Below are 13,403 nucleotides of genomic sequence, written 5' to 3'. Positions count from 1 at the left end.
TGTGGTTCCTCCTTTCTAGCATTGCTTTTTACTAACTGACATGAATTCTCTTCGTTATATGTATGCAGGATAGCCTTGGACAAATGACAGGTTTTGTATGAATTATTAAAGGGAATTCCAATTAAAGGAATGTATGAAGATTCACAAAAAAGTATAGGACGAATTTTCGTGAGGGGGAGCGCATTTTGAATAAAGGGAATATAGTGCTCGGAGTTGTTGTAGCTCTACTGGGTGGTGGGTTGCTATGGTCTGCAGGGAGCAAGGGGGATTCCGGCATTGCCGGATGGGAAACCTTGAATGGACGCATGGAGCAAGCGATTGGAGTCGCTGAGCCAGATGAAGCTTCGGCTACAGAGGGCAAAGTGGGAGGCCAGCAGACGAAGGTAGATAAGCAAAGTGCTGGGAAAGTTACAGTGGGAGCCGAAGCTATTGGGAAGACTGATGCTTCTGGGAAAACTGAAAGTGCTGGAAAGGCTGAAGTTAGTGATAAGTCTGATGCTGCTCAGAAGGTGAAGGATACTGCACAAGTAGATCATACTGTCCCGACTCCAGTAGATGAAAAGGGGACAACAGTTACTGGAGAGAATGCTTTGGAGGCGCTTGAGGTTACCACGTCAGTCGCTTCACAGGAAGGAAAAATAAATGTGAACACTGCGGGTGCTAAGGAGCTGATGGATCTTCCGGGCATCGGAGAGAAGAAGGCCCAGACTATAATCGATTACCGCAACCGTGAAGGGGCTTTTCGTAGTCTGTCAGATTTGGGGAAGGTGAAGGGGATCGGGCCCAAAATGCTTGAAAAGCTAAAGTCTTTAGTAATATTTTGAAGATATAAGGGTATTGAAGGTACTGTTGAATGTGCTACAACCGTTGTCCTAGTGAATACTTGCGGGGATGTGCTACAATAGTTAACAACTATTTAGAAGGATATGGAGATTGATTATGACTGCTGCTTATCGTAAAGACTGGGATACTTACTTCATGGACATTGCCTGCATGGTCTCAACTCGTTCACGCTGTAATCGCCGACATGTGGGTGCTGTGCTGGTACAAGGCAAGAAGTTGCTAGGAACAGCGTACAACGGGGCGCCAATGGGCGTACCTGATTGTTCAGAGGCAGGCTGTATGCTCTCAGAGCAATATGAAATGGAAATCGTGGATGGCGTAGAGACAATGGTGAAGAAACAGCGCTGTATTCGGACTATTCATGCTGAACAGAATCTATTGCTATTTACAGACCGAATCGATCGGGAAGGCAGTACCGTCTATGTGACAGATGAGCCTTGCTGGACCTGCGCCAATATGCTGGCGAACAGTGGTATCGTGGAAATCGTGTATTACCGACCTTACCGTAAGGATATGGAAAAGGTTGAAGCGATGATGGCTGCCAAGGGTATCATATTTCGTCAATTGGAGAACTATGAGCCGCCAAGTGAAACGATGATCAAAGTATCGGAATAGCTGATCTGTATAACACCAATTTAATAAGATGGCTTGAGGAAGAACCTCTCGTGCGCTTTTATGGCGTATGCAGAGGTTCTTTTTTTGTATCCAGTATTGTGAAAGGGGGATGGGCACGTGAAGGAAAGACCCTTGTTAAGCTTTACAGTATGTTGGGTGGCTGGAAGCGCAGCGGCTTGCTTAAGCTCAGGGAACGGACTGCTGTTAGCGTGGGCTGGATTAATACTTTTACTGGTGAGTCTGAGGGTGTGGGGAACAGTGAGCTGGAAATACATAGCCGTGTTGTGTTTATCCATTTCTTTAGCGGCTGGATATTGGGAGTGGAACGAAGCTCGCAATATTAGCGGAATTCCTAAAGCGCTGGGTAGCACGATTGCAGAGCTGAATGGGAGCCCCGTGGAAGCTAGAGGCACGATCATTTCCGTCGTGGAACGGGATGGGGACCGGGTTGATTTTACAATGAAGCTCTCACATATGAACCTGCTTGCAGAAGGGGATGAAAAAGCATCTGATCTTGTGGAAGAGCAGGGTGAAAAGGTGGAGGTTGAGTTAATATCGGTGCAGATCAAACTTCTGGCTGAGCAAGAAATTGCTGTCGCTGCGGAGTGGCGAAGAGGGGAAGAGGTGCTGCTTAATGGCGTGCTGGAAGAGCCGGCAGTAGCGCGTAATTTTGGAGGCTTCGATTATCGTGCTTATTTACATACGAAGAAGATTCATTGGCTATTGAAGGGGCAGGGAGTGGAAAATGTAAGGGTAACCGTGCCAGATTCATGGAGTCCGTTAACGATTTTTCGCTTAAATGACAGCGCGCGAACGGCCCTTGGGGCAGAGCTGGACCAACTTTTTCAAGGACGCCACTCTGGGTATATGAAGGGCTTAATCATTGGGATGCAGGATGATCTCGATCCGGATACCTTTAAGCAGTTCTCTCAGCTCGGTTTGACGCATATTCTCGCTATTTCAGGTATGCATGTAGCGGTGTATGTAGGTGTTCTTTTATTTCTGTTCAGACGCTTACGCCTGACAAAAGAGACCGCACTAACGCTCACTTTCTTACTCGTTCCGGTATACGTCCTCTTGTCTGGTGCGGGTCCGTCCATTGTGCGAGCGGGGCTGATGAGTATGATTGCCTTGCTCGCTGCAAGAGTTGGAATGTTGAAGGATGGACTGAATATTTTGGCGGCATCGGCACTGGTTATGTTGATCTGGAATCCTTATATGCTGCTTAGTGTCAGCTTCCAGCTGTCTTTTCTGGTGACCCTGGGTTTGATGGTCTACGTTCCGCTAATGAATCCTCTTCTGAGTACACTGCCACGCTGGATAAAAGGTGCCGTCTCTGTGACTCTAGTAGCTCAGTTGGTTTCGTTTCCGCTGACGGTTTATTATTTTAATCAGTTTTCGCTACTGTCCTTTGTGGCCAATTTGGTCTTTGTGCCTTTTATTACCTTTGTAGTATTGCCGCTTGGGACACTTGCGCTACTGCTTGGACGACTGTGGGAAGATGCAGCAAAAGTACTGGCACATGTTACGGAGCTGCTGAATAACTTTACTTTTTACGCTGTGGAGTGGATCAATAAATTTACTGGTGGAGTACTGATTTGGGGCTCGCCTTCACTGCTGTGGATCGGGGTGTACTATGTTTTGTTGTATGGTCTGCTGTATGTTGCCAAGCTAGGAAAGGAAGCTCGTTCTGCACCGCAATATATGGAGGATGAGACGAGACCTTTAGCGGAGGCTGGTTTATCTATGAACAGTCACGGTGGGTTTGGGAGAGAGGGGAATGCACAGATTGCTGTTGGTGCTTCTAAGGTTGGACGCTGGAGCGGAGCGATTGTTCTACTATTGGCAGTTGGACTGGGGATGTTGCTGTATAGGGGTTATCAGTCGGATGGTCAAGCAGGTAGAGGTACAATTAGTTATCTGGATATCGGACAAGGCGACAGTATTCTCATCACTACACCGATCGGAGCACATATTCTAGTGGACGGTGGTGGAACCTTAAACTTTGGTCAAAAAGAAGAGTGGCGCGTTCGCCGAAGTCCGTTCGAGGTTGGCGCTAAAGTGCTGGTGCCTCTGCTGAAAAAACGTGGTATCCACCGTTTAGATGCGATTATTTTGACACATGGAGATCAGGATCATGCCGGAGGACTCCAAGCCGTGTTGGAAGAAATTCCAGTTTCGGCGTTGCTTTTTAATGGAACGTTTGTTGATCGCGAGTTTTATATGGGAATGATGAGGACTGCACTAGAGAGGGATGTTCAGTTGTATGCTGTGCATCAAGGAATGACTCTTTCCCCGGATGATCAGACGGAGCTGTCCTTTTTATGGCCGGAGGGTAGGGATGGAGAAGCGTCGGGTACTCCTTATCAGAATGGCATTCCTTTACTTGAAGATCAGAACCACGATTCGGTAGCTTTTCGCTTAGAGATGAATGGTAGGAACTTTCTATTCACAGGAGATATGGATCTGGAAGCCGAGGAGGAGATTGTAGAGGAGGCTAAGCAAAAGGGGATCAGCGCTGGACCTGTCATTGATGTGCTGAAGGTGGCTCACCATGGGAGCAAGACATCTTCTGGCGAAGCTTGGTTAAAATTCTGGCAGCCTGCAGCAGCGGTGATTTCTGCGGGTGTCAATAATCTGTATGGTCACCCGAAAGCTGAGGTGTTGGAGCGATTTCAAGATAACCAAGCATCTATATTCCGGACGGATCAGCAGGGGGAGATACAGATGCGGGTGCGGGCGGAGAGGGTTGAAGTGCGATATAAGTTGGTGGAGGCATTGCATTTTGTGCAATAGAACGCAATCCAAGATAGCTGGATCTTCATTCTACTGTACTTTGTACACTCAAAATGAAGGAAAACGCCTAATTCTCTGAATTTTAATAGTATCTATTGCATAAAGTGCAACAGAATCTTTCTATGGAGTTGGAAAATCAAGTTCTATTGCACGAAATGCAATAGAAAGCTATTTACAGATATATTCAGCTCTCCCCAATCGGACACGCGAGCACCACTGATGACGTTTAAGCGTTCATCGGTGGTGCTTTTTAATAGACAGATATAGAGATTATGCTGTTAAGTAATATATAACCTAATTATTTATTTTAAAGGGAACTTTTTCAAGTTTGGAAAGTCTTATTAGGCAAGGGGTGAGACGAAACATGCTAAGCGAAGATATGCCATATGCAGAAGCGTATGCGTCCGAAATGACCTTGCGGGAAATGATGGAGGAGTATGGATCGGATGTGTGGAATTATGCTTTTTTCTTAACTAGAAGCCGTGAGCAAGCGAATGATATTAGCCAAGAAGTGTTTTTGAAGGCATATAAGAATGTGGGGAAGTACCGAGGACAATCGTCGATGAAGACCTGGCTGCTTACGATTACTAGAAATACAGCCTTCAGCTGGAGCAAAAATAGCTTTTGGCGCAGATTTATACCATTTGGAGATCAACCTGCCACTGTAACTGTTCTGTCTGCAGAAAGGGAAGCGCTAGGCAATCAGTATGCGAACCGAATCTGGGAAATTATTATGACCCTACCAGATAAGAACAGAGAGGTGCTAGTACTGGATATTCAGCATGGACTATCGATCAGCGAAATGTCCGATTTACTGAATGTACCACAAGGAACTGTGAAATCTCGTCTCGCGCGGGCGAGGGAGAAGGTTAAGCAAGCCATCCAGAAGGAGGAGAGAGAATGAAAGGCAAAGCTGATAATAGTAATCCAGTGATGATCGGACAGACTGATTGGTATGCACAAGCAGGCAAAAGGCCTTTTATTGAAGATGGCTTTACACCTGAGCTGATGATTCAGATCGAACAGGCTGCTACGCTTAAAAATAAAAATCACAGACGTTATCGAATAAACAAAAGTGTGCTACTGACCAGTGTGGCTATGATTTTGTTGATAGGTGCACTTAACTTGCCTATAGGCGCATGGAAGAGTCAGGGTCCAGTCCAATCTTCATCGGTGCAGTCACAAGCCGCAGCGATACTACCTTCTTCTACTCCTATTACTAATGACAAAGCGTCAGAGCCTCCGACAAGCCCAGCAGAGTTTGAGATTAGCGGTAAGAAATACTACATGCCTTTGCCAATGAGCAGAGATAAGACTAAAGCATATGCCGTTGAGACAACAGCGGGAATCCTTTGGTCGCCGCCACCCCCGATGGTTGACTACAAGAAGCCAAAGTACACACATCCTACAGAACCGTTCACCCTTTACCTGAGCTCGAAGGACCAGACGGAGCTATCGGCTTCTTCGGCTACTAGGATATATACTTTTCCTCTTTATGCGGGAGGGGCAAGTACCTATCAATATTTGAGTGGGGTTTTTGGAGCGGGAGATTATGTCCTGTTAACTTCTTACAAAAAGACTCTTGGTGTAGGTATATATGAGGATGGCCAGTTTTCGATGATTAATGTTAAAAAAGCAGCGGCGGGAGAATCTGTGGTTCCCATAGCGCTTGAATCCTTCGATGATACACTATTAGATTACAAGTCAATCATAGCTGTTGATAAGGAGCATGAGCAGCTCGTACTTAGTTACTTAGAATATGCAGGGGATAAAAAGTACAAAGAGAAAACCGTACTTTATGATATGGAAACCATGAGCATTCCAACACCTGCTATAGCAATTGGGTTTAAAGAGATTAAGGGAGAAACACTAATCATGGATTATAAAGTGGGCGGGGAACAACGTAAAGCGGATATTCTTATGAAAGCTGGATTGGGGTGGCTGGATGAGAATTGGGCTTTTTTATCGGAAGAGCAACAAAATAAGCTTTATATGGATTTTATGAACAATACTCCTTAGTAGATAATTCACCCAATAAAAGCTATACTTTTTGATAAAGTAATTTTCTTTTGAGAAGAGTGGAGCCGAAGTGATGAAGAAGTTAACAATTGATGATGTGGCTCAAAAAGCGGGAGTGTCGAAGAGTACGGTCTCTCAATTTTTGAACAAACGTTTTAAATATATGAGTGAAGCGACGAAAAACCGGATCGAGGCTGTGATTGAGGAGCTCAATTATCAACCGAATGGACTTGCGCGCAGTCTGAAACAGAATCGGACGCATATGGTCGGAATCATCGTTGCTAATATCGATTATTCGCTGTCTATTCAATGTATCCGGGCGATCGAGAACGAGCTGCAGCAACACGGAATCCAAGTAATCATATGCAATGCCGATGAGAATGCGGAAAAAGAAAGCAAATACGTCGAAACCTTAGTTGCCCGCCAGGTGGACGGTTTGATTATTTTTCCGACGGGGAACAATCCATCTGCATACAGCCGACTAATAGAGGCGGATTTTCCGTTAGTGTTTATGGATCGTCTGGTAGATGGAATCACTACACAGAGTTTGCTGCTCGACAATGAAATGGCGGCCAAGATAGGTGTGGGACAGCTTACACAGCAAGGCCATGAGCGAATTGCTCTGGTCACCCTGCCGCTAGGGGAACACGCTATTACCCCTCGTAAAGAGCGGATCAGTGGTTATAAAAAAGCGATGGAAGAAGCGGGCCTAACGCTGAGTGAGGAGTATATTTGTAGTGTGCCAAAAGAAGAATTAGCTGCAGGACTGAAGCGCCTTTTAGCGTTGCCGCACCCTCCGACAGCGCTATTGGCTACGAATGATATCACGCTAGCAGAGATTTTGAAATATGCGAATCGAAATGCCATCGCTATTCCGGAACAATTGTCTGTCATCGGTATAGATGATGCGGAGTTCGCGCAAATTTATAATCCGGTCATTACAACAATTCGTCAGCCTGCTTACGAAATGGGCATGCAAGCTGCTAAGATTATACTCTCTTGTATTGAGGATAAAGGTGCTTCTGTTCCTATCACTTATCGTTTTCCGCCGACCTTGCAACAAGGGCAGTCTGTGAAGTCTTATAAATAAGTACAGGCTATAAAAATACAAAGAAATGCCGTTCCACAGTTCAACTGTGAGACGGCATTTTTTAATGAATATACTCAAATCTATGTGCCTAAACCTCCTGCTGCATAAACTTCGCAAGCTCCTCACGGGTTGGAAGTCCATCCATATCGCCAGGCGACATGACGGCTAACGCACCGATCGCATTGCCACGTTTGACGGCCTCAGCAATCGGAAGCTTTTCCAGCATCGCACTGATTACACCAACGGCAAAACCATCACCTGCACCTACGGTATCAACGACCTGCTCTACCTTAAACCCGTCTACATAACCTTCTCCTTCAGCGGATTTATAGTAAGCGCCTTCAGGTCCGAGCTTGATGACGACTAAGCTGACGCCACGCGCCAGATAATAGTCCGCAATCTCTTCTGGTGTACTTAGACCTGTAAGAATCTTGCCTTCACCGAGTCCTGGAAGGAACCAATCACAGCGTGTAGCCAGATCATTGATCGTCTTCACCATCGTTTCTGTATCCGGCCATAAGCTAGGCCGCAGATTTGGATCGAGGGAGACCGTCTTTCCTTGTCGCTTCATAAACTCCATAGCATGAACAGAGAATTCATGACAGCTCTTGGATAAGGCGGCGGAGATACTTGTTACGTGTAAATGTCCTGCAGCATTAAAGTATGCCTCGTCAAAATCAACCAGACTAAGCTTGGAGGCTGCGGAATTTTTGCGGAAGTATTCGACTTTAGGATCGCCAGTAACAACCTTTGATTTGATTAACATACCCGTTGAATTTTCTTTAGTAAAAGTAATGTTGGTGGTATCAATGTTCTCTTTCTTCATTGCTTGAGCAATGAAATGACCAAAGTTATCTTCGCCAAGCTTCGTAACATAACCTGTAGGATGATTTAAGCGCGATAAGCCTGTAGCTACATTGCTCTCGGCACCTGCCAACGCTTTGGAGAACGAAAATACTTCATGCAGGGGACCCGTTTCATTCGCATAAAACATCGCCATCGGCTCCCCGAAAGTGACGGCATCCAACTGTTTACTCATTTGAGTTCCTCCTAGGGTAATGAATTTATCCCAGTATAATGATGTATAATTTGAAATTATCACATAAATCGGTTTTGTACAATAAAAGAATGATTTTTAATCCAAAAGGTGTTTTGGATAAAAGAAAACAAATGACCAATTAATCCTTATAAAACAAGGGTTTGTTGGTCATTTATATAAATTTATATCTCTATATTCATAAAAATGTATTGACTGTTAACTGTATTGTTATTACTATCTGATTATAGATTATATCGTTTTAATTAGTAAATTTAATAAAAAAGTTTATCTAAATTAGTATTTCATATTCATCTATGATCGTACCAAGAGAAAGGGAGTCTACTGATGAAGAAAATGAAAGTATTGCAGAATGTGGCGTCGGTTGGAGTTGTAGCCGTTATTCGTGCTGATAGTGCTGAGGAAGCTTTTAAAATGTCCGTTGCTTGTATCGAAGGCGGTTTGAATAATATTGAGGTAACTTTTACTACTCCGGATGCGGATGTGGCGATTAAACGATTGGTAGCGGAGTACGGAGATCGCGCAGTGATTGGAGCAGGAACTGTACTTGATCCATTAACGGCGAGAATAGCCATTCTTGCAGGCTCGGAATTTGTGGTCAGTCCCTCTTTTGAAGCAGAGACAGCTAAAATGTGTAATCTTTATGGTATTCCGTACATGCCTGGCTGCATGACATTAAATGAAATGAAGGAAGCATTGAAGTTTGGTGTGGATGTACTTAAGTTGTTCCCTGGCAGTGCGTTTGGTCCGGATTATGTGAAAGCGGTTAAAGGCCCTATGCCGCATGTGAACATTATGCCAACAGGTGGCGTGGATCTGAATAATATGGAAAAGTGGATTGCCAACGGCTGTATAGCAGTAGGTATCGGGGGTAATTTGACTGCACCTGCGAAGGATGGTCGATACGATCAGATTACCGATCTTGCGGCTCAGTATGTGGCAAAATTTAAAGAGGTAAAAGGTATTTAATTCTGTTTTTTCTTAATTCGAATAGATAGATTTATTGAAGGTTGTATAGCTGACGCATGTCAGCCGTACAACCTTTTTTATATACATATTTTCCGACATTCAGATTTTCTTACATTATATGTTTTCATAAAGTATAGAATGAGGACAAAGGCAATAAACTATAAAGTAGAAGAGTTATGATGTTTGACTGACGTCTACGAATTGGAATGGTTTATTATCGGACCGGGAGTGAGTATATGCCTGCTTATCATGATAAAAAGCTGTATCTTGCAGCTGATGAAGAGGATGCGGAATACGTAGAAATTGCGTCGGCATTCCATGGTTGTAAGGTGACGGAAGGCCAGATCTATAGATTAGAGAGGAATTACAATAACCCTCATATTTTTGAGAATGGAGAGGCGTATGTTGTGGATGATGAAACTAGGGACAACTACGCAGTGTTCATGCTCTGCAAGATTGTGTTATATAAATAGAGTTATGTGCTCGATTCTAAGGTTATTTCTTGTTTACTGACGGCTTCTTTTCCGACAGGAGGATAAGCCGTTTCTTTTGGAAATGGGAGATATTTCTTACCTAAACGCTTGCCGGCCTTATTGGGATGCCGAAGGCGTTTATACTTGTGCCATTTTTGTTATAAAGTTATTCAAAAAGAGTATTTGAATGATTGAAGTTTCCCCTGTATGCTTAGTAGGAATTATTGGCTGCGAAATGCTATGAAATGTGCGATAGCGCTTTATAAAAGATGGCTTAACATGACGTTCTAAGAAAAGTTTGGTATTCTAAAAATATTAATTACAGGGTTGCAACAAATTCGCAGTCTTGCGCGTCAGTAAGATTGCATAGAGAGGGGGAACCTTCGTGGTGGAGCAGGGACTCATCAGAGCCGCTCAAGCGGGCGATCGCGACGCTCTAATCACCCTATTGCGAGAAATTGAAGGGCATGTATATAAAACCGCCTTCTACATTTTGCATAATGAACAAGATGCGCTGGATGCATCTCAGGAGGCCTTGATCCGGGTTTATACCAAAATCGGTTCATATGAGGAAAAGGCCCAGTTCAAAACGTGGGTTCAGCGAATCGTTACCAATATTTGCATTGATAAATTCAGAAGAACTAAACCTACAGTTTCTATTGATGAGCATGAAATGGTGTTTCAGGATAAACACAATGTGGAACGTGAGGTTCTATCCTCTTATTTAGCTGAGGATATACGTGAAGCGATTGATCAATTGCCCGAGCATCATCGGACAGTCATCGTCCTGCGCTATTTACAAGATTTTTCTTACAACGAGATTGCAGACTGCCTGGATTTGCCTTTGAATACAGTGAAATCATATCTGTTTAGGGCCAGACAGCAGCTGCAGAATAGACTTCAGGAGTACCAGAAAGGTGGTGTATCGGGATGAAATGCGCGGAGGTGATGGAATGGATGCACCGCTATATAGACCAAGACTTGAGCCAAGATGAGATTGTTGAGATGTTCCGTCATATCGATAATTGTCCTTCCTGCGCGGAAGTCTTTGAGCGGCTGACACTTCTCTCCAAAGAATTGGAGCAGTTGCCAGACGTGAAACCCCCGTTTAGTCTGGTTGACTCTATTTTACCTCAGCTTGCAGAATTGGATCGAAGCAGTCGTGAACAAAGCGCTGTGAGAACCGAGGAACCAGTTGTAGTTCCATTTTCACGAGAAAGCTCCCGCGGTAAACCTTCCAAGGGAACCTCTATAGCAGCACGGACAGGCATTGGAGCTATCGCAGCTGCCGTAATATTAGGGATCGCTATTTTTAATATGCCGGATAAAATGCCTGGGGCAGAGGTAGAACAAATGATGCAGGATAGTAGTAAAGCGACCAGTGATAGTGCTAATAATATGGCTATTGAATCGCAAGCCTCTACTTCTGCTGAATCATATGAAGCTGCGCCTGCTAATAGCGGAACGGATTCGGGGGCTCTACCAGCTGCTCCTGATGTGAATGAAGATAACGCTGCATTAGATAGAGCGATGGGGCCGGTAGACCCTGCGTCGATGCCGACTTCTCCAACAGAAACTAATGCTGGATCTGGAGGACGGTCGATACCAGAACCAACAAATAATGTGAAGCCCAATCCTACGGAGAAGATTATGACGCCGAAGCCGGATACTGTAACGAAAGTTCAAACTCCGGATACTAGTGCTGGCGGTAATAATCAGTCCAAAGCTGATAAGAAGGATCAACCTGCTTCTATAGATAAAGGGATCGCAGCTGATTCAGTGCCATCTACGGAGGAATCATTAAAGACTTCTGATGACTTCGGAATGGGCGTTATGGGTTTTAACATTTCTAATGATTCTAATGTACAGACTTGGACTTCCCCTGATGGGCATTATGCCGTTGAGTTTGCTGGATTACAGCTTGTTATTTATAAGAATTCACCCGAAGGTTCAGTGGAAGATAGGATAGCAGTGACTTCTTATCCATTAGAAGGAAATTGGATTTCTGGAGAATGGTCGGCGGATAGCTCCCAGTTCACGTATGTGACGGAGAAGGATGGTGTGAATACCACTAAGGTGTACACTGTACAGGAAGCAACAGCTTCTTCAACGCCGGTTACATCACCTGGGGCGACACCATCGAAGACTCCATCTTCAACGTCAACAAATTAAATTGAGGCTGGAACATTTTTCGAAGTTTCAGAATATACTATAGCAACCGGACAGGAACTAGAAAGTATAGGATTTGAAGAACATCGGTATGACCGTCGGATGGGAAGTTTCTAGGGCTTCTCACTCCGGCGTTTATATAGATGCGCCGCTTAAACGGAGGGGCTTTGGCCATGGCTGCCAGAGTTTCTCCGTTTTTGCATGTGCATTTATGTCGTTTTTTTTGCTACAATAGGAATCTGGGCAAATTGGGCTAGATGAATGGAAAAGGAAGTGGCGGAATGGATGCCAAAACGGCGATAAAAGAAATCAAACAAGGGAAAATCTCACCGCTGTACCTTTTGTACGGCAGTGAAAAATTTCGAATGAATGAATTCGCCGCATTGCTGGAAGACCAGCTGATTGCCAAAGAGGATCGCGATTTTGCGGTTATTCCCTTTGATCTCTCTGAGACGCCGGTGCAGGCTGTGGTAGAAGAAGCTGAGACTGTACCTTTTATGGTAGAACGTAAATTATTGCTGGTGCGGGACGCATCGTTATTTACAGCGGGAAAAGAAAATGCCAAACTTGAGCATCGTATAGATATTTTAAGTGATTATTTGCAGCATCCTGTAGATTTCAGTGTGATCGTCTTTATGGTGAATAGTGACAAGCTGGACGAGCGTAAGAAAATTGTGAAGACTGTTAAAACGGCGGGTACGGTATTAGCTTTCAACCCGCTAGGGGCAGAAGAACTGCTGCGCTGGGTAGAGAAAGGGATTCGTGAGCGGGGTTGTACGATGGCACCTGGCACCGCAGAGATTCTTATCACTAATGCCGGGACAGGTTTGCAGGGCTTATCCGCGGAAATGGACAAGCTATGTTTGTTCGCTGGTAAGGGCGGAACCGTAGATGCAGAAGCAGTAGAAAGTCTGGTGCATCGCGGAACGGAACAAAATGTGTTTACGCTTGTAGAGGACATCGCTAATCTGCGTCTAGATAAGGCACTTGATACGCTGTATGAGCTGTTGAAGCAGCGGGAAGAACCCATTAAGATTGCTGCGCTGGTTGCGCGGCAGTTCCGAATTATTTTACAGGTGAAGGATTTATCAGCACATAGTTATTCGCAAGGTCAGATTGCGTCTCAAATTGGACTTCATCCTTATGCAGTAAAGCTTGCAGGGGAGCAGGCCCACAAGTTCTCAAGTGAACGTCTGCGGCAAATTTTAAGTGCACTAGCTGATCTGGATTATAAGATGAAGACAGGAGCTATAGATAAAGTGCTTGGTCTGGAATTGTTTATGTTGCGGCTAGGTACTTGAACTAAGCAGTGGAAAAAGTATATGGAGATGATCCATCTATGAAAAATGCCTAATCGGAATGAAAGTAACTT

The 13,403-nt window shown here is 44.6% G+C and carries 12 protein-coding genes; 11 read left to right on the top strand and 1 reads right to left on the bottom strand.

The features are described 5' to 3' along the window. Positions 1–185 precede the first annotated feature (185 nt). The 6 genes from PAENI_RS29055 (at position 186) to PAENI_RS29030 (ending at position 7,363) form a co-directional block, all read left to right on the top strand. The gene (locus PAENI_RS29055) at positions 186–824 is read left to right on the top strand and encodes a ComEA family DNA-binding protein (RefSeq protein WP_149647644.1); all 639 of its coding nucleotides are present in this window, start codon (positions 186–188) and stop codon (positions 822–824) included. Between the two features lie 115 nt (positions 825–939). Continuing rightward, on the top strand, positions 940–1,458 hold the full coding sequence (locus PAENI_RS29050; protein ID WP_042191041.1) for a deoxycytidylate deaminase: 519 nt from the start codon (positions 940–942) through the stop codon (positions 1,456–1,458). 117 nt (positions 1,459–1,575) lie between these two features. Beyond that, entirely contained in the window at positions 1,576–4,254 is a 2,679-nt protein-coding gene (locus PAENI_RS29045; protein WP_149647643.1) for a ComEC/Rec2 family competence protein, read from the top strand. 364 nt (positions 4,255–4,618) lie between these two features. Further along, complete coding sequence (locus tag PAENI_RS29040; protein ID WP_149647642.1) at positions 4,619–5,158, top strand: RNA polymerase sigma factor; 540 nt, start codon at positions 4,619–4,621, stop codon at positions 5,156–5,158. Next, positions 5,155–6,273 carry a hypothetical protein gene (locus PAENI_RS29035; protein ID WP_149647641.1) on the top strand — a complete coding sequence of 373 codons (1,119 nt, stop codon included), beginning with the start codon at positions 5,155–5,157 and terminating at the stop codon, positions 6,271–6,273. Before PAENI_RS29040 ends, PAENI_RS29035 begins: the two co-directional genes overlap by 4 nt. A 73-nt stretch (positions 6,274–6,346) precedes the next feature. Continuing rightward, positions 6,347–7,363, top strand: a complete 1,017-nt coding sequence (locus PAENI_RS29030) for a LacI family DNA-binding transcriptional regulator (RefSeq protein ID WP_149647640.1) — start codon at positions 6,347–6,349, stop codon at positions 7,361–7,363. 88 nt (positions 7,364–7,451) lie between these two features. On the opposite strand, the gene PAENI_RS29025 is transcribed toward PAENI_RS29030, so the two are convergent. Beyond that, the gene (locus tag PAENI_RS29025) at positions 7,452–8,402 is read right to left on the bottom strand and encodes a sugar kinase (protein ID WP_149647639.1); all 951 of its coding nucleotides are present in this window, start codon (positions 8,400–8,402) and stop codon (positions 7,452–7,454) included. Between the two features lie 345 nt (positions 8,403–8,747). Here PAENI_RS29025 and PAENI_RS29020 point away from each other — a divergent pair, with 345 nt between their 5' ends. From PAENI_RS29020 to holA, 5 genes are all read left to right on the top strand, one after another. Next, complete coding sequence (locus tag PAENI_RS29020) at positions 8,748–9,389, top strand: bifunctional 2-keto-4-hydroxyglutarate aldolase/2-keto-3-deoxy-6-phosphogluconate aldolase (protein WP_042130419.1); 642 nt, start codon at positions 8,748–8,750, stop codon at positions 9,387–9,389. Between the two features lie 236 nt (positions 9,390–9,625). After that, positions 9,626–9,862 (top strand): hypothetical protein, encoded by a 237-nt coding sequence (locus PAENI_RS29015; protein WP_042191032.1) that lies wholly within the window; start codon positions 9,626–9,628, stop codon positions 9,860–9,862. Between the two features lie 385 nt (positions 9,863–10,247). Further along, positions 10,248–10,796 carry an RNA polymerase sigma factor gene (locus PAENI_RS29010; RefSeq protein WP_036677530.1) on the top strand — a complete coding sequence of 183 codons (549 nt, stop codon included), beginning with the start codon at positions 10,248–10,250 and terminating at the stop codon, positions 10,794–10,796. Further along, positions 10,793–12,034, top strand: coding sequence for an anti-sigma factor family protein (locus PAENI_RS29005; protein WP_149647638.1), 1,242 nt, complete (start codon positions 10,793–10,795; stop codon positions 12,032–12,034). The genes PAENI_RS29010 and PAENI_RS29005 overlap by 4 nt, the downstream gene beginning before the upstream one ends. Positions 12,035–12,312: 278 nt before the next feature. Continuing rightward, positions 12,313–13,332, top strand: coding sequence for a DNA polymerase III subunit delta (gene holA, locus PAENI_RS29000; RefSeq protein WP_042191027.1), 1,020 nt, complete (start codon positions 12,313–12,315; stop codon positions 13,330–13,332). Positions 13,333–13,403: the final 71 nt, after the last annotated feature.

The organism is Paenibacillus sp. B2(2019) (assembly GCF_008370385.1).
Classification (GTDB): Bacteria; Bacillota; Bacilli; order Paenibacillales; family Paenibacillaceae; genus Paenibacillus_AQ.
Note: the sequence above shows the minus strand (reverse complement) of the source record. Positions and strands in the feature narration are given on the sequence as shown.

Excerpts from the sequence above, each read along its gene's own strand:
- PAENI_RS29050 (WP_042191041.1), top strand. The coding sequence starts at position 940 with ATGACTGCTGCTTATCGTAAAGACTGGGATACTTACTTCATGGACATT.
- PAENI_RS29040 (WP_149647642.1), top strand. The coding sequence starts at position 4,619 with ATGCTAAGCGAAGATATGCCATATGCAGAAGCGTATGCGTCCGAAATG.
- PAENI_RS29035 (WP_149647641.1), top strand. The coding sequence starts at position 5,155 with ATGAAAGGCAAAGCTGATAATAGTAATCCAGTGATGATCGGACAGACT.
- PAENI_RS29030 (WP_149647640.1), top strand. The coding sequence starts at position 6,347 with ATGAAGAAGTTAACAATTGATGATGTGGCTCAAAAAGCGGGAGTGTCG.
- PAENI_RS29025 (WP_149647639.1), bottom strand. The coding sequence starts at position 8,402 with ATGAGTAAACAGTTGGATGCCGTCACTTTCGGGGAGCCGATGGCGATG.
- PAENI_RS29020 (WP_042130419.1), top strand. The coding sequence starts at position 8,748 with ATGAAGAAAATGAAAGTATTGCAGAATGTGGCGTCGGTTGGAGTTGTA.
- PAENI_RS29015 (WP_042191032.1), top strand. The coding sequence starts at position 9,626 with ATGCCTGCTTATCATGATAAAAAGCTGTATCTTGCAGCTGATGAAGAG.
- PAENI_RS29005 (WP_149647638.1), top strand. The coding sequence starts at position 10,793 with ATGAAATGCGCGGAGGTGATGGAATGGATGCACCGCTATATAGACCAA.
- holA (WP_042191027.1), top strand. The coding sequence starts at position 12,313 with ATGGATGCCAAAACGGCGATAAAAGAAATCAAACAAGGGAAAATCTCA.